Origin of the sequence: Microbacterium sp. NPDC089696 (assembly GCF_044749125.1) — a bacterium.
GTDB lineage: Bacteria > Actinomycetota > Actinomycetes > Actinomycetales > Microbacteriaceae > Microbacterium.
Map to the genome: position 1 here is coordinate 110,182 of NZ_JBIVHF010000003.1, position 15,881 is coordinate 126,062.

Below are 15,881 nucleotides of genomic sequence, written 5' to 3' on the forward strand. Positions count from 1 at the left end.
ACTTCCGAGGTGCGCACCGTGCTCGATTCCGCCTTCACGCCGCTCGCGGTGCCGCGCGTGGGTGAGACGCCGATCGACCTGCGTGGCGAGGCCGACCGGGCACGCGCCCGCGGCTACGCCGAGGGGTTCGCCGAAGGGCGGCGCATCGCCCTCGAGCGGGCGCAGGTCGAGACGACCGCGCACGAGCTCCGGATGCAGGAGATGCAGGTCGCGTTCGTGGAGCGCGCGCAGGCGGCCCTGGATGCCGTGCGCGGTGCGAAGTCCGCGATCGACCAGCGCGTCGCGGCGGTCGCGCGGATCGACGCCGATCGCATCGAGGACCTCGCCGTGGAGCTCGCGACCGTCATCGTCGGCGCCGAACTCTCGGATCCCGCCCGCTCCGCCGGACACGCGCTGCGCCGCGCCCTCGACCAGATGCCGGTCGACCGCTGGACGCGCGTGTCGTTCAGCACCCGCGACGCCGACACCCTGCGCGCGGATGCCGCGTCGTCGGCGGCGATCGGCGATCTCGACCTCCTCTCCTCCGACGCGGTCGACGACGGCGGGTCCATCGTCGAGATCGACGACGGTGCGGTCGACGCGCGGATCGGTGCGGCGTTCGCGCGCGTGCGGGCAGCGCTGCGCGGCGACGACCCCACGGCGTCGGAGGACACCGAGGCGGCGACACCGTGACGGCCCCGACCGCCTCCTGGGAACGTGCGCTGAGCGCGGCGCGTCCGGAGCGCTCCGGCACCGTGCGCTCCGTCATGGGTCTCGGCGTCGAAGTGCGCGGCATCGACGCGGCCGTCGGCGACCGGGTGCGCATCGACGTGGTCGACGGCGATCCCGTCGACGCCGAGATCGTCGCGGTCGACGGCGCGAGCGCCCGATGCATGCCGCTGGGACGTCTCGGCGGCATCACAGCGCGCGCACGGGTCCGCCACGCCGGAGCGCCGTTGCAGGTGCCGACCGGGCGAGCGCTGCTCGGACGCGTGCTCGACGGCCTCGGACGACCGATCGACGGAAAGGGGCCGATCGACGCGAGCGCGGGCAGGGTCTCGCTCGACCAGGCGCCGCCGAGCATCCTGCACCGACGGCGGATCGATCGTCAGCTCGGACTGGGCGTCCGCGTGCTCGACACCATGACGCCGGTCGGCTCCGGACAGCGGCTCGGGCTGTTCGCCGGGTCAGGCGTCGGCAAGTCCTCGCTCATGTCGATGATCGCCCGCGGCTCGACCGCCGACGTCACCGTCATCGCGCTCGTGGGGGAGCGCGGCCGCGAGGTCAGGGAGTTCATCGAGGATGACCTCGGCCCCGAGGGGCTGGCCCGCTCGGTGGTCGTCGTCGCGACCTCGGATCAGCCGGCGATGGCGCGCCTGCGGTCGGCGTTCGTGGCGACCCGCATCGCCGAGCAGTTCCGCGACGACGGACTCGACGTCGTGCTCATGATGGACTCGCTCACCCGCGTGGCCATGGCGCAGCGCGAGATCGGGCTGAGCGCGGGGGAGCCCCCGGCCACTCGCGGATATCCGCCGTCGACGTTCTCCGTGCTCGCGCGTCTCCTGGAGCGCGCCGGGACCGGGATCGAGGGCTCGATCACCGGGCTGTACACGGTGCTCGTCGACGGAGACGACCACAACGAACCGATCGCCGATGCGGCGCGAGGCATCCTCGACGGGCACGTCGTGCTCGACCGGGCCCTCGCCGTGCGCGGGCACTTCCCGGCCGTGGACGTGCTGGGCTCGGTGTCGCGGGTGGTCTCGAAGATCACGACGCCCGAGCAGCGCGCCCACGCGGTGACGCTCCGCAGCGTCCTGGCCGCCCGCCGTTCGGCGAACGACCTCATCGACATCGGTGCGTATCGCCAGGGTGCGAACCCGCTGGTCGACGCCGCGATCGCGCACGACGCCGACATCTCACGGTTCCTGACGCAGCGGATGGACGACCTCACCGCGCCCGACATCTCCTGGCAGCGGCTCGCTGCCCTGACCGACGAGTTCGGAGGACTGACACCATGACCTTCACCCTGTCCGGGCTGCTGCGTGTGCGCGGAGCCCAGGAGCGCGTCGCGGCGGAAGACCTCTCGCGTGCGACCTCGGCACGCGTCCACGCCGAGGCGGCCGAGCAGTCGGCCGTCGCGAGCCTCGCGGAGATCAGCGAGCGCATCGACGACTCGGCGACCCTGCTCGCGATGGCCGCCGCCCGCGCCGCCGGACGGAGCACGCTCGCGGACCTGCAGGCGTTGGTCGAGATGCGCCGAGCGTCGGAGGGCGAGGCCAAGGCGGCGCACGTCGAGGCGCGCCGCGACCTCAGGGGCCTCGAGCGCCTGGCGGAGGCGCATCGCACCGCGGCTGTGCGCGAGGAGCTCGCCACCGAGCAGGCGATCCTCGACGAGGTCGCGACCACGCGTGGGCGCCGTCCCGCGGGGAGCGCGGCGTGACCGCGGTCGCGCTGGCCGGCACGCTGCTCGCCGCGCCCACGGCCGGCGCTGCCGCGGTGCGCAGCGGACGGGACTCGGGAGCCCGCTTCGGCGAGGTGCTCGACGCCGCGGGGCTCGCTCTCGACGGTGCCGAGCAGACGACGGCCGACCACGCGTCACCGGGCGAAGACGACGCGATTCCGGCGGAGGTCGAACGCGATGCGACCGTGTCCCTTGCTGCCACGCTGCTGACGGTCACGCCGGCACCCGCGCCCTCCGGATCGGTGGCGCTGACGGAGACCCGCGAGTCGGTCGGGGGAGCGGCGGAGCTGGAGGCGATGCCATCGGCTGCGGCACCGTCGCTCTCCGCACAGCCAAACTCGGAAGCTGCGGCCGAGCCCGCTCCGATGACGCCCGACGATCCCGCGGCGTCGTCGGGCGTGCAGTCGATCCCGTCGCCGCTGGTGAGCGCTCCGTCCTCGACCGCCGCAGCCCTCAGCCAGGAGTCGGCAGCCGTCGGTGACGGTCGGCGTGTCGCCGTGGCATCCGCCACGCCCACTCTCGGAGTCGCAGCGGACGCGTCGCCCGCGGATGGACCCGCCCTCGCTTCGACGGACCCGGTGCCGACGCCGCTCGCCGCCGCCGTCCCGGAATCCGGAGCCCGACCCACCGATCTGCGCGCCTCGTCGCCGACGCCTCCCGTACCGGTGGCAGTCGCGTCCGCATCCGCGCCGGTCGCACCTGCTCCCGCGACGGCCGCCCCGGCCCCGGTCGACGACGCGGCCCCGGCATCCGCCCTCCCGTCGCCGGCGACCTCCGCGGCCGCGCCGGTCGTGCCCCAGGCCTCCGCGACCCCCGCCGAGGCCCCCGCGCCCGTCGCGCACACCCCGCGCGCGGTGGCGGCGCAGGTCTCACCCGTCGTCGTCAGCATCGCGCAGCGTCCCTCCGGCACGCACCAGCTGACCATGACCGTCAACCCCGACTCTCTGGGACCCGTCACCGTCCGCGCGCACATCGGCCAGGGCGGAGACGTGCGGGTGGAGCTCATCGGCGCGACGGATGCCGGACGCGACGCGCTCCGCGCCATCGTCACCGACCTGCGACGCGACCTCGCCGCGGCGATGCCCCACGCGACCCTGAGCATCGCGCAGGGAGCGAGTGCCGAAGCGGGTGCCGATCGCGGAGGTCAGGCCTTCACCGGTGGCGCGGGGGAGCAGGGCGCCTCCGATCCCGGAGCAGCCCGCGATACCCACGGCGCTCCGGTGTCCCCCGAGACGACCGCCTCCGACCCTGCACGCAGCTCCGCCACGACCGCTACCGCATCCGCCCCGGGCTCCGGCCTCGACATCCTGGCCTGAGAGGACGAACCATGACCATCCCCATCACCGCGAACACGCCGATCGACGCGTCGAGCTCGATCCACACCGGCAGCACCACCGATCCGGCGGCCCGCAAGCAGGTGCTCGACGGCGAGGTGTTCCTCAAGCTCCTCGTGACGCAGCTCACGCATCAGGACCCGTCGAGCCCGATGGACACGAACGAGATGATCTCACAGACCACCCAGCTGGCGATGATGGAGCAGCTCACATCGCTCGCCGACAGCGGTTCCGAGGCGTTCGCGCTCAACATGCGGCAGGCCGCGACCGCGCTCATCGGCCAAGAGGCCAGCTACAAGGACGCCGACGGGAAGACCGTCACCGGGATCGTCACCAAGGTGTCGTTCGACGGTCCGATCCCGCAGGTCAGCATCGGCGACAAGACGATCGCCCTCGACGCCATCACCGGTGTCACCTCCACGACCACTCCGGCCTCCCCGGCCGCTTGACCCCCCGCTCCACACAGGAAGAGAGAACCTCATGCTTCGCTCGCTCTACTCCGGGATCTCCGGGCTCCGCTCGCACCAGACGATGCTCGACGTGACCGGCAACAACATCGCCAACGTCAACACGGCCGGTTTCAAGGGATCCTCCGTGCTGTTCCAGGACTCGCTGTCGCAGCTCGTCGGCAACCCCGGCATCCCCGACGACCAGATCGGCGGACGCAACCCCGCCCAGGTCGGCCTCGGCGTGCAGGTCGCCGGAATCCGCACCAACTTCGCGCAGGGCTCGGCTCAGGCCACGGGCCGCGGAGGAGACCTCATGATCTCCGGCGACGGCTTCTTCGCCGTGCGCTCCGGCGGCGAGACGCTGTACACCCGCGCCGGCGGATTCACGTTCGACCCCACGGGCAAGATGGTCACGACCGACGGCGCGATCGTTCAGGGCTGGTCGGCGCAGAACGGCGTCGTCAACACGGGCCAGGCCGCCGGCAATATCGTCCTCCCGCTCGACGCCGTCTCCCCGGCGCGGGCGACCACCACGGCCGGCGTCACCGGAAACCTGCCCTCGACCGCAGCGGTCGGCGACGAGCTCGTCCGCGACGTGACCGTGTACGACGCGCAGGGCACGCCGTCGACGCTCAGCCTCACGTTCACGAAGACCGCCGCCGGCTGGAACGTCACGGAGCCGGTCAGCGGCGCCACGGGCGCTCTCGCCTTCACGGACGGCGTGCAGACGGGAGCGGGCCTCACGCTGACCGCGGGCGCGGTGACGGTCGACCTCACGACCGTGACCGGCTACGCGAGCCTCTCGACCGTGGCCGTCACGGAGCAGAACGGCGCCGCGGCAGGCACGCTGAAGTCGTACAGCATCACGGGCGACGGGTCGATCGTCGGCACGTTCAGCAACGGCGCCACGCAGACCCTCGCGAAGATCGCGATGGCGACGTTCGGCAACCCCGAGGGACTCGAGAAGGCCGGTGGTACGGCGTACCGGGTCTCGGTCAACTCCGGTGCAGTCCGCATGGGCGAGCCCGGTCAGGCCGGCTTCGGCAACCTCGTCTCGGGCGCGCTCGAGATGAGCAACGTCGACCTGTCGCAGGAGTTCACGAACCTCATCGTCGCGCAGCGCGGCTTCCAGGCGAACGCGCGCATCATCACGACGAGCGACGAGGTCCTGCAGGAGCTCACGCAGCTCAAGCGCTGATCCGTCGCCCTCCGCACACGGCCCGCCCTGGTTACCCGGGGCGGGCCGTGTCGCGATAGTCGGGGCAGACTCCCTCCATCCGAAGTCCGGAGAACGCTCGATGATCACCGTCACCCGCCTCGACAGCACGAGGTTCGCGGTCAACCCCGACCTGATCGAGCGCATCCAGGAGTCGCCGGACACCACGCTGCACATGGTCGACGGCCACGTCTACGTGGTCCGCGAGGACATGGATGCCGTGATCGCCCTCGTCGTCGACTACCGTGCCCGCGTGCTCGGCGCCGCGCAGGCGCTCACGTCCGGACAGAAGACCCCCCGGTCCGAGGTCTGATCGTGGATCCCGCATTCCTCATCGGCGTCGTCCTCGCGTTCGGCGCGCTCGTCGCCATGATCACGATGGAGGGCGCGAGCTTCCAGGCGCTGCTCATCCCCGCGCCGATGATCCTCGTGCTCGGCTCGACGATCGGCGTCGGCATCGCGAGCCACACGCTGCGCGACACCCGCCTCGCCGTGCAGAGCCTCGGCCGTATGGTGCGCGGGCCGCGCATGACGCCGGAGGCCGTCATCCCGTTCCTCGTGGGGTACGCGGAGAAGGCGCGAGGAGAGGGGCTGCTCTCCCTCGAGCAGGAGCTCGACGGAGCACCGGACGACTTCACGAGGCAGGCGCTCCAGGCGCTGGCCGACGGCACCGACGCCGAGGATCTGCGCACGGTCATGGACGACGAGATCGAGGCCGCGTCGTCTCGGAACCGCGTGGCGGCGAAGTTCTTCGCCTCGCTCGGCGGATACGCGCCGACGATCGGCATCGTCGGCACGGTCGTCTCGCTCACGCACGTGCTCGAGAAGCTCGACGAGCCCGATCACCTCGGCCCGATGATCGCCGCCGCGTTCGTCGCGACGCTGTGGGGCCTCCTGTCGGCGAACTTCATCTGGAACCCGATCGCCGGGCGGCTGAACCGCATCGGAGCGGTCGAGCTGGAGCGCATGACGCTCGTCGCCGAGGGCATGCTCGCGATCCAGGCCGGCAGCGCCCCGCACCTCCTGCAGGAGCGACTGGAGGCGCTGTCGACCGTCAAGCCCAAGGCGAAGAAGGCCAAGGCGGCGCCCGCGAACGAGGACCCGGCATGAGCACCGCACGCCGCGCACGCGGCCGCGGACACGGCGACGACTCCCATGACGAGCCCGACGAGCGCTGGGCGGTCTCGTACGCCGACATGGTGACGGTGCTCATGTGCCTGTTCATCGTGCTGTTCGCGATCTCGAACGTCGATGCGACCAAGTTCGAGCTCCTCGCCAACAGCCTCGCCTCGGGCTTCGGGCAGGAGGAGACGCATGCAGGCGGCGCGGACACCGCCGAGGGCGTCGTGGTGCCGCCGGAGATGCAGGACGAGGACGGCGTGGTCGATCTGACGGCCAGGGCCACCGCGGAGTACGAGTCGCTCGAGGAGCTCAAGGAGCGGATGCTGACGGCGCTCACCGCCCAGGGACTCCAGAACACGGTCGAGTTCGTCATCGACGACCGCGGCCTCAGCGTGGGTCTCATCGGCGCCGAGACGTTCTTCGGAGACAACAGCACCGATCTCTCGGGTACGGCCGATGCGGTGCTCGACTCGATCGGCGACGTGCTCACGACCGTCGACAACCAGGTGAGCATCGAGGGGCACGCCGATCACCGGGTGTCGGCCTACCCGTTCCCGACGAACTGGGAGCTGTCGGGAGGTCGTGCCACCCAGGTCGCGCGGTTCCTCGTCGAGCACGAGGGCATCGCCGGGCCGCGGGTCAAGGCCACCGCGTACTCGGACACGCGTCCGCTCGTGCAGGGGGACTCTCCCGAGGCCCTCGCCAGCAACAGGCGCGTCGACATCGTCGTCGAGTCGAACGAGGAGGAGCAGGTGCGCGCGCTGATCCCCGCCATCGTCCAGGGAGCCGCTGCGAAATGAGAGACCTGTGACCATCACTGCCGATCAGACCGCCGAGCCCGCCGAGACCACGCGCGACGCGCGGTCGGACGCGTACCCGGAGTACGACTTCAGCCGCCCCGCGCAGCTGGACCGCGAGAGCGTCCGTCATCTCGAGGCCGGCTTCGAGGCCTTCGCCCGACTGTGGTCGGCCCAGCTCACCGCCAAGGTCCGCGTCCGCGCGCACCTCGCACTCGAGCGCGTCGAGCTTGTGTCGTACGAGGAGTACGCCGAGACGCTGCCGGTCACCACCGCGATGGTGGTCGGTACGCTGAGCGGACGCGAGGAGCCGTGCGTCGTGCAGTTCGGCCTCGACAGCGCCCTGCTGTGGGTCGTGCAGATGATGGGGGGACGCAGCACGTCGCTGCCCGAGCCGCGGACGTTCACGCCGATCGAGCTCGCACTGGTCCGTCACCTCATGGAGGACACCTTCGAGCACCTGAACGCGGGGCTCGACGGTCTACTCCCCGCCGAGCCGCGGTTCTCGGCGGTGCACTACAACCCGCAGTACATGCAGGTCATCTCGGCCGCGGCCGCCGTGATCGTGGCCCGCTACTCGATGCGCCTGGGCGACGCCGAGACCACGGCCACCGTCATGGTCCCGGCCTCGGCGGTGGCCGACCGCCTCGCCGCGACGGGATCGGACGCGGCCGCGGCCCACACCCCGGCGCATACCGTCGAACAGGTGCGCAGCACACCGCTCGAGGTCACGCTGCGACTCGCGCCGCTCACGATCGGCGCCGGTGAGGTGCTCGACCTCGCGCCGGGCGATCTGCTGCGCCTGCCGCACCCCGAGACCCGACCCTTCGAACTCGTCGCCGGTGACACGCGGATCGCGCTCGCGACGCCCGGAAGCCGCGGCTCCCGACTGACCTGCCTGATCACGACCACCTCAGAGGAGACCCACTGATGAGCACCTTCCACGAGACCGCCGTCGCCGCGGCGATTGCCGGCAGGCTGCCGTTCGGCTACCCGGTCATCCCGGCGCCGTCGACGGATCCCGGCGCCACGGGTACCGCGATCGTGGCGACCTTCACGGGCTCGCCCGGCGCGCGGATCGCGATCCAGGTTCTCGACCCCTCGCAGCTCGAGGACGGCTCCTCGACCGCGCCGCTCGCCGACCGCCTGCACCCGATCCTCGAGGCGGCGGTCGCGGTGCTCGGGGCCGGTACGCTCGCGGCCGGCGAGGAGATCCTCGCGGAGTCGGTGTTCGCCGATGCCGGGACCCAGGTCTTCGACATGGTCGACGCCGAGGGCACGGTCGTCGCTCGCGCCGCCGTGCGTGTCGACGGCGCGCACGCGGCGGCGGCCGCACCGCAGCGTCTGAGCCGGATCGCGGGCGTGGAGATGGACCTCGTCGTCGAGATCGGACGGACGCGGATGCCGGTGCGCGACGTGCTGTCGCTCGAACCCGGCCGCGTGGTCGAGCTGGACCGCGCCGCGGGTTCGCCCGCCGACATCAAGCTCAACGGCCGCCTGATCGGCCACGGCACGGTCGTGGTCGCCGAGGGCGATTTCGCGATCCGCGTCGAGCGCATCCTCGACGGCGCCGAGGTCGTCTGAGCCATGGACGACCTGCTCGTCGCGCTGCGCGCCGTGGTCGCGCTGGCCGCCGTCCTCGGACTGCTGCTCTTCCTGAGCCGGCGTCTGCAGAAGAGCCAGGCTCGAGGCGAGAGCCCGCTGTCCGGGCTGCTGCCCAAGGGACTCGGCGCGCTCGCGGCGAAACGGCCCTCGAAGCCCGCGCCGCGCACGGCCGCGCGACCGGCGCCGCGGCACAGCACGCGCGTGAAGCCGCGGCCCGAGAAGATCACCGTCGTCGCACGGACAGGTCTCGGCGGCAAGACGCAGCTCGTGGTCGCGGAGTTCGGCGGCATCCGCTACGTGCTCGGTGTCACCGAGAGCGGCGTGAGCGTCGTCGACACGCAGGAGGCGCCACCGGTCGAGGACGAGCTCCCGGTCGACGAGACGACGGCAGTGGAGCCGCCGAACGACATCGTGGACCGCGCGCTGCGCTCGGTCGCCTGAACCGCGGCGACTCGCGGTTACGGGCGGCGTGCCGTGTCGCGATAGTCGGCCACGAGCACGGATAGCTCGCCCCCTCGGCTACGGATCGGCCTCGACACTTTTCTCCGGAGTGCCGCCGTGCCCCCATCCGCGTTCGTCTCCGCGCCGCCCGCGCGCGCTCGACGACGTCGGCGCGCGACGGTCCTGATCGCGATCGCGCTGGCCGTCGCGGTGCTGTGGGTGCTGTTCACCGCGGTCGGCGCGGATGCGGCGACCACCGATCCGACCGACTCGGGCGACGGCACCGGCGGCGGGGTGACGATCAACGGCATCAACGGCACGCCGTCCGACAGCATCATGACGCTGCTGGGCATCACCGTCCTCAGCGTCGCCCCGGCGCTGCTGCTCATGATGTCGAGCTTCACGAAGATCTTCGTGGTCCTCGCGTTGACCCGCAACGCGCTCTCGCTCCCGTCGATCCCGCCCAATCAGGTGCTCGCCGGGCTGAGTCTCTTCCTGACGCTGTTCATCATGTGGCCTGTCCTCACCGACATCAACGCGGTCGCGGTCAGCCCCTTCACGGCGGGTGACATCGACTTCGGGCGTGCGTTCGAGCGCGCCCAGCAGCCGTTGCGGGAATGGATGCTCGCGTACACGCGCGAGGAGGACATCGCGCTCATGCACCGCGCGGCGCAGATGGACAACCCGACGGATCCGTCGGAGATCGGGCTGCAGACGCTCGTTCCCGCCTTCATGCTCAGCGAACTGCGCGCGGCCTTCCTCATCGGCTTCGTGATCTTCGTGCCGTTCCTCGTCATCGACCTCGTGGTCGCGAGCGCCCTGATGTCGATGGGCATGATGATGCTCCCGCCGGTCATGATCTCGCTGCCGTTCAAGATCCTGCTGTTCCTCCTGATCGACGGGTGGGGGATGGTCATCACGGCCCTCGTGCAGTCGTACGCCGGAGGTGGCGGATGAACCCCGAGGCGGTCATCGACATCGGTCAGGCAGCGCTGATCCTCGGTGCGAAGCTGTGCGCCCCGCTGCTCATCACCGCGCTCGTGGTCGGCTTCGCGATCTCCCTCCTGCAGTCGATCACGCAGGTGCAGGAGATGACGATCTCCTTCGTCCCCAAGCTCGTCGCGGTCGGGATCGCCCTGCTCGTGAGCGGCCACTGGATGATCGCCGAGCTCATCGCCTTCTCGAACGAGATGTTCGCGCGGATCCCCGGCCTGCTGAACGGCGGATGATGGACATCCCGATCGACTTCACCTGGCTCGAGGCGACGTCCCTCGCCTGCGTGCGCATCACGGCTTTCCTCGTGATCGCGCCGCCGTTCAGCCACGGCACGATCCCGATGCGCATCAAGGCCATGCTGGGGGCGGGACTCGCCCTCGCGGTGTCGCCGGTCGTGACCGACGGGTACGAGCGGCTCGACACCGGAGCGTTCCTGATGGCCCTGGTCGGGCAGACGCTCACGGGCGCACTCCTCGGGTTCCTCGTGATGATCCTCTTCAGCGCGATCCAGGGGGCCGGGCATCTCGTCGACACGTTCGGCGGCTTCCAGATGGCGCAGGCGTTCGACCCGGGTATGGCGATCAACGGTGCGCAGTTCACGCGGCTGTTCCAGATGACCGCGATCCTCCTGCTGTTCGCCTCGGACGGCTACCAGCTCGTCCTCGGCGGTCTCTTCCGCTCGTTCGACGCCGTGTCGGTGACCGGCACGATCGACCTGTCGTCGCCGGCCGAGGCGCTCGTCGGCGCCGCGGGCCAGATGATGCTCAGCGCGGTGCAGATCGCGGGTCCGCTGCTCATCGTGCTCTTCCTCGCCGACGTGGGACTCGGCCTCGTCACCCGCGTCGCACCGGCGTTGAACGCGTTCGCGATGGGCTTCCCGGTCAAGATCGCGCTCACCCTCGTGCTCGTCGGCTTCGTGTACGCGGCGCTCCCGGGGGTCGTCGGCGCCATCGCCGAGGATGCGGTCCGCACCGTCCTGGGGGTGATCCGGTGAGCAGCTCCGCCGACACCGGGGAACGGACCGAGAAGGCCACCGAGCAGCGTCTCAAGGAGGCGCGGCGCAAGGGGCAGATCGGTCGCAGCCAGGACTTCACGGCGTGGATCTGCATCGCGGCCGCGGCAGTCATGATGGTCCCCACCGTGGCGACCGGCACCCAGGTCACGACCGAGCTGTTCCTGCGGGTCGCCCAGGTCGCGCAGCACCCGACGGACGCCGCGGCGCTCGACGCTCTCGATGCCGCCGTCGCCTCCCTCGGCGGCATCCTGCTGCCGATGCTCGTCGTCGTCCTGCTCGCGACCACCGCGACCGCGGTCGCACAGGGCGGCATCCACCTGCGCGGCGTGACCATGCGCGCGGAGCAGTTCAACGTCGTCGCCGGACTCAAGCGCGTCTTCGGACAGCAGGCTCTGTGGGAGGGCGTCAAGGCGCTTCTGAAGACGGTCGCGATCGGCCTGTCGCTGTGGATCGTCGTGTCGGGACTCGTGCCCGTGCTCATGGCGAGCGGCAGTCACAACATCACCTGGCTCCTCGAACAGGCTGCAGGGGGAGCGGTCGCGCTCCTGCAGGTGGCCGTGGCGGTCGGCATCCTCCTCGCGGCGATCGACGTCGCCGTCGTCATGCGCCGCAACCGCAAGCACACGCACATGACGAAGAAGGAGGCGAAGGACGAGCACAAGAAGACCGAGGGCGACCCGCTCGTGCGCTCCCAGCGCCGCTCGCGACAGATCGCCCTGAGCCGCAACCGCATGATCGCCGCCGTGGGAGACAGCGACGTCGTGCTCGTCAACCCCACCCACGTCGCGGTCGCGCTGCGGTACGAGCCCGGCAAGTCCGCCCCTCGCGTCGTCGCCAAGGGGGCGGGTGTCGTGGCGCAGAAGATCCGGGAGAAGGCCGAGGAGACCGGGGTGCCGATGGTGCGCGACGTGCCGCTCGCCCGCGCGCTGCACGCCGCGTGCGACATCGGACGTGAGATCCCGGAGGAGCTCTACACCGCCGTCGCCCAGGTGCTGGCCTTCATCGAGCACCTGAAGCGTCGCGGTTCGGCGCGCGGCACCCACACCATGCCCTTCGCGAGCACGAGAGACCGCGGGCTCTGACTCCGGTCGGAATCGCACAGGCACGAGAGAACGAGAGAAGAATGATCGGTCAGCTGCTGTCCAAGGGCGCGGTGCCCGTCGGCGTCGTCGGCATCATCCTGCTGCTCATCGTCCCCATCCCCACCCCGCTGCTCGACGTGCTCATCGTCGTCAACATCTCGTTCGCCCTGTTGATCCTGCTCACGGCGATGTTCGTCAAGAAGCCCCTCGAGTTCTCGGTCTTCCCGAGCCTCTTGCTCGTGGCGACGCTGTTCCGTCTGGGGCTCAACGTGGCCTCGACGCGTCTGGTGCTCAGCGAGGCGCACGCCGGGCAGGTCATCCAGGCATTCGGCCAGATCACGATCAGCGGCTCCCTCGTGATCGGCGCCGTGATCTTCCTCATCCTGACCGTGATCCAGTTCGTCGTCGTCACGAAGGGCGCCGAGCGCGTCGCCGAGGTCGGGGCGCGCTTCACGCTCGACGCTATGCCCGGCAAGCAGATGGCGATCGACGCCGACCTCAATGCCGGGCTCATCACCGAGGAGCAGGCGCGGAAGCGCCGAGCGGAGGTCGCGGCGGAGGCGGACTTCTACGGCGCGATGGACGGTGCCTCGAAGTTCGTGAAGGGCGACGCGATCGCGGGCATCGTGATCGTGGTCATCAACTTCGTCGGCGGCATCATCATCGGCATGGCACAGCGCGGCATGGAGATGGGCGAGGCGCTGGAGACGTACAGCATCCTCACCATCGGCGACGGTCTCGTCACGCAGATCCCGGCGCTGCTCATGGCGGTGTCCACGGGCATGATCGTGACCCGCGAGAACGTCGAGGCCGAGATGGGCCAGGCGGCGGGTCGTCAGCTCATGCAGTCGCGCAACGCCCTCCTCATCACCGGCCTGGCGGCGTGCGCCATGGGGTTCATCCCCGGGATGCCGGTGGTCGTGTTCCTCGCGATCGGATGCCTCCTGCTGTTCGCGGCCTCGCGTGTCCGCGCCAACGAGGCCCGCGAGGCCGCGCTCGTCACAGACGCGCAGCAGCTGGAGGCGGCGGAGGCGGCGGCCGAGGGCCCGGAGGAGCTCATGGACCGGATGCGCGTGCACGCCCTGGAGATCTCGCTCTCGCCGGACATCGTCGACCTCGCCTCCGGCGGCCAGGGGGATCTGCTGACGCGCGTGAAGTCGCTGCGCCGCAAGCTGGCGCTCGACATCGGCATCCTCATGCCTCCGGTGCGCACGCGCGACAACATCGAGCTCCCGGCGCAGACCTACGCGCTGCTCATCGCGGGCGTCGAGGTCGGCCGGGGCACGGTCCCGCGCGGGCACGTGCTCGCGATCGGCGCGGGACTGGAGCAGCTTCCCGGCACGGCGGTCACGGATCCCGTCTTCGGGCTCGAAGGCAAGTGGGTGCCCACGGAGATGTCGCACGCGGCCGACATGGCCGGCGCGACGGTGATCGACCGGGCGAGCGTCATCATCACGCACCTCTCCGACGTCGTGCAGAGCCAGGCCGACCGGCTGCTGTCCCTGGAGGACGTGCGGCAGCTCACGGAGCACCTCAAGCAGTCGAGCCCTGCGACCGTGGAGGAGCTCACGCCCGCGATGCTGTCGCTCGCGGCGATCCAGCGCGTGCTGGCCGGCCTTCTCGCCGAGCGCGTGGCGATCAACGACCTCGCCCGGATCTACGAGGCGCTCGCGCTCCGCGCCAAGACCGCCACGGACACCCCCGGTCTGATCGAGGCGGCTCGGACGGCCCTCGGTCCCGCGATCGCCGCCCGATTCGCCGACGACGGTCGCCTGCGGGTCGTGATGTTCGAGCCGATGCTGGAGCAGCAGATGCTCGAGGGCATGCGCGTCGTCGACGGTCAGCCGCAGATCGTGCTCGCTCCGGAATCGACCATGCAGCTGATCGAGAGCATCCGCCGCACGGTCACCGAGATCGATCCCTCGGGTCCCGACCCGGTGCTGGTCTGCGCGCCGTCGTTGCGCCCGGCCGTCCGTCGGATGGTCGCGGCCCAGGTGCGCGGCCTCCCGGTGCTGTCGTACGACGAGGCCGGCGCGGGCGGATTTGCGACCGACGTCGTCGGCGTCGTGCGCATCGCGCCGTCCGCCCTCCCGATCGGAAACTGATTTCGGCATTTCGCTGAGTTAGTGATGCTGGAGCCCGTCCGGCGTCGCTCGACGCCCGCACGTGTCATCGGGAGTGCATGCCGCCATATCGGAGGGAGCAGAGGACGATCTCGAGTGATCCTTCTCCGCCCCGTCCATCGAATGGCAGGACCGACGATGCAGCGCCGCAACGTCCTCATCACCAAGATGGGCGCCGCCCTGCTGGCGATTTCCCTCGCCGTATTCCCGATCAGTGCTGCCCAAGGCGATGATGAGTCCGGTCATGAGCACCCCGTGGCGGATATCGAGTCGATTGCTCCTGATGTCGTGGACGCTGCGATTCTCAGCAGGACGCAAGTCGCGGCCGTCCAGATTCCATTGAACCCCGCTGAAGGCATCGACCTGCACACTTCGGAAGGTCCGCTGACGGTCGACCTCCCGTCTGTCGATGGGGAGCAGCAAGTTGTGGTGAGGGAAGACGGTGTTGTCGGGTACGTGAATGGAGATGGCTCCAGCACCGTGCCACTGCGGAGGGATGGCGGCGCTCTGCAGTTACTGACGGTCATCGACTCGCCCGACGCGCCGGTCGAGTACGAGTACGAACTGACACTCCCAAAGGATGCAACGCCGATTCTCAACCACGACGGCAGCGTGTCCGTGGAAAGCCATGATGGAGCGGTTCTTGCGTATGTGCCAGCCCCCTGGGCAAAGGACGCGGTCGGTGCGGCTGTGCCGACTCACTATGAGGTTCGCGGAGCCTCTCTCGTGCAGGTCGTGCACCACGTGGGCGCCACGTATCCAGTCGTGGCAGACCCATTCTGGATCCCCCTGCTTCGCCTTGTGGCACAGTGGTCGAAGCACGCACTCAAACAGATCGCAGAACGAAACATCACCGAGAATCTCGTGAAGATTGCCTTGCAGGAGGGGCGCAGGACCAAGGGCAATGAGAAGGGAACCTCGGTGTTCGAAGCGAACGGGATTCGAGTTGTCGTGAACGACAAGACGGGGACCATCATCACCGTCACCCGCTCCGGGGGCGGAGGAAGCAGTGGAGGGCGATGAAGATTCGATACGATCCTGAGGCGGATGCGGCCTATCTTGCGGTCGGGCCGCGAGTCGCGGATGGTGAAGCGGTTGCCCAGATCCCCGAGATCTACCCGCCTGGGGGACGCGGAGAGATCATTCTCGATTTCGACACGGAGGGTCACGTGATCGGGATGGAGATCCTCTCTGCCAGCGCTCTCCTTCGGCCGGAAGCGCTCGCGGAGGCCGAACGGATCTGAAGCGTTCCTCTCATTTA

Annotated in this window: 19 protein-coding genes; all 19 read left to right on the forward strand. The window is 70.3% G+C overall.

The window, feature by feature from the left end:
• Positions 1–18: 18 nt before the first annotated feature.
• The 19 genes from ACIPY8_RS16875 to ACIPY8_RS16965 all read left to right on the forward strand — a co-directional run bounded on the left by ACIPY8_RS16875 (position 19) and on the right by ACIPY8_RS16965 (position 15,864).
• Complete coding sequence (locus ACIPY8_RS16875; RefSeq protein ID WP_400820658.1) at positions 19–672, forward strand: FliH/SctL family protein; 654 nt, start codon at positions 19–21, stop codon at positions 670–672.
• Positions 669–1,997 (forward strand): FliI/YscN family ATPase, encoded by a 1,329-nt coding sequence (locus ACIPY8_RS16880; protein ID WP_400820660.1) that lies wholly within the window; start codon positions 669–671, stop codon positions 1,995–1,997. Before ACIPY8_RS16875 ends, ACIPY8_RS16880 begins: the two co-directional genes overlap by 4 nt.
• Positions 1,994–2,419 (forward strand): hypothetical protein, encoded by a 426-nt coding sequence (locus tag ACIPY8_RS16885; protein ID WP_400820662.1) that lies wholly within the window; start codon positions 1,994–1,996, stop codon positions 2,417–2,419. Before ACIPY8_RS16880 ends, ACIPY8_RS16885 begins: the two co-directional genes overlap by 4 nt.
• Entirely contained in the window at positions 2,416–3,756 is a 1,341-nt protein-coding gene (locus tag ACIPY8_RS16890; protein ID WP_400820664.1) for a hypothetical protein, read from the forward strand. Before ACIPY8_RS16885 ends, ACIPY8_RS16890 begins: the two co-directional genes overlap by 4 nt.
• 11 nt (positions 3,757–3,767) lie before the next feature.
• Positions 3,768–4,223 carry a flagellar hook capping FlgD N-terminal domain-containing protein gene (locus tag ACIPY8_RS16895; RefSeq protein WP_400820666.1) on the forward strand — a complete coding sequence of 152 codons (456 nt, stop codon included), beginning with the start codon at positions 3,768–3,770 and terminating at the stop codon, positions 4,221–4,223.
• 31 nt (positions 4,224–4,254) lie between these two features.
• Positions 4,255–5,421: a flagellar hook protein FlgE gene (locus ACIPY8_RS16900; RefSeq protein ID WP_400820668.1), complete on the forward strand. Its 1,167-nt coding sequence runs from the start codon at positions 4,255–4,257 to the stop codon at positions 5,419–5,421.
• 100 nt (positions 5,422–5,521) lie between these two features.
• Positions 5,522–5,752: a flagellar FlbD family protein gene (locus ACIPY8_RS16905; protein ID WP_400820671.1), complete on the forward strand. Its 231-nt coding sequence runs from the start codon at positions 5,522–5,524 to the stop codon at positions 5,750–5,752.
• Between the two features lie 2 nt (positions 5,753–5,754).
• Complete coding sequence (locus ACIPY8_RS16910; protein WP_400820673.1) at positions 5,755–6,549, forward strand: motility protein A; 795 nt, start codon at positions 5,755–5,757, stop codon at positions 6,547–6,549.
• Positions 6,546–7,361, forward strand: coding sequence for a flagellar motor protein MotB (locus tag ACIPY8_RS16915; protein ID WP_400820676.1), 816 nt, complete (start codon positions 6,546–6,548; stop codon positions 7,359–7,361). The genes ACIPY8_RS16910 and ACIPY8_RS16915 overlap by 4 nt, the downstream gene beginning before the upstream one ends.
• A gap of 7 nt (positions 7,362–7,368) precedes the next feature.
• Positions 7,369–8,289, forward strand: coding sequence for a flagellar motor switch protein FliM (locus ACIPY8_RS16920; RefSeq protein WP_400820679.1), 921 nt, complete (start codon positions 7,369–7,371; stop codon positions 8,287–8,289).
• Positions 8,289–8,942, forward strand: a complete 654-nt coding sequence (locus ACIPY8_RS16925) for a FliM/FliN family flagellar motor switch protein (RefSeq protein WP_400820682.1) — start codon at positions 8,289–8,291, stop codon at positions 8,940–8,942. Before ACIPY8_RS16920 ends, ACIPY8_RS16925 begins: the two co-directional genes overlap by 1 nt.
• Positions 8,943–8,945: 3 nt before the next feature.
• Positions 8,946–9,404 (forward strand): flagellar biosynthetic protein FliO, encoded by a 459-nt coding sequence (locus ACIPY8_RS16930; RefSeq protein WP_400820685.1) that lies wholly within the window; start codon positions 8,946–8,948, stop codon positions 9,402–9,404.
• A gap of 117 nt (positions 9,405–9,521) precedes the next feature.
• Positions 9,522–10,361 carry a flagellar type III secretion system pore protein FliP gene (gene fliP / locus ACIPY8_RS16935; protein WP_400820688.1) on the forward strand — a complete coding sequence of 280 codons (840 nt, stop codon included), beginning with the start codon at positions 9,522–9,524 and terminating at the stop codon, positions 10,359–10,361.
• Positions 10,358–10,633: a flagellar biosynthesis protein FliQ gene (fliQ, locus tag ACIPY8_RS16940; RefSeq protein WP_363365684.1), complete on the forward strand. Its 276-nt coding sequence runs from the start codon at positions 10,358–10,360 to the stop codon at positions 10,631–10,633. Before fliP ends, fliQ begins: the two co-directional genes overlap by 4 nt.
• A complete protein-coding gene (locus ACIPY8_RS16945) occupies positions 10,633–11,394 on the forward strand; it encodes a flagellar biosynthetic protein FliR (protein ID WP_400820692.1) in 762 nt (253 codons plus the stop codon). The genes fliQ and ACIPY8_RS16945 overlap by 1 nt, the downstream gene beginning before the upstream one ends.
• The gene (locus ACIPY8_RS16950) at positions 11,391–12,497 is read left to right on the forward strand and encodes a flagellar biosynthesis protein FlhB (protein WP_400820695.1); all 1,107 of its coding nucleotides are present in this window, start codon (positions 11,391–11,393) and stop codon (positions 12,495–12,497) included. Before ACIPY8_RS16945 ends, ACIPY8_RS16950 begins: the two co-directional genes overlap by 4 nt.
• Before the next feature lie 41 nt (positions 12,498–12,538).
• Positions 12,539–14,602: a flagellar biosynthesis protein FlhA gene (locus tag ACIPY8_RS16955; protein ID WP_400820697.1), complete on the forward strand. Its 2,064-nt coding sequence runs from the start codon at positions 12,539–12,541 to the stop codon at positions 14,600–14,602.
• Positions 14,603–14,758: 156 nt separating this feature from the next.
• Complete coding sequence (locus ACIPY8_RS16960) at positions 14,759–15,643, forward strand: DUF4258 domain-containing protein (RefSeq protein WP_400820700.1); 885 nt, start codon at positions 14,759–14,761, stop codon at positions 15,641–15,643.
• Entirely contained in the window at positions 15,640–15,864 is a 225-nt protein-coding gene (locus ACIPY8_RS16965) for a DUF2283 domain-containing protein (RefSeq protein WP_400820703.1), read from the forward strand. Before ACIPY8_RS16960 ends, ACIPY8_RS16965 begins: the two co-directional genes overlap by 4 nt.
• Positions 15,865–15,881 lie beyond the last annotated feature (17 nt).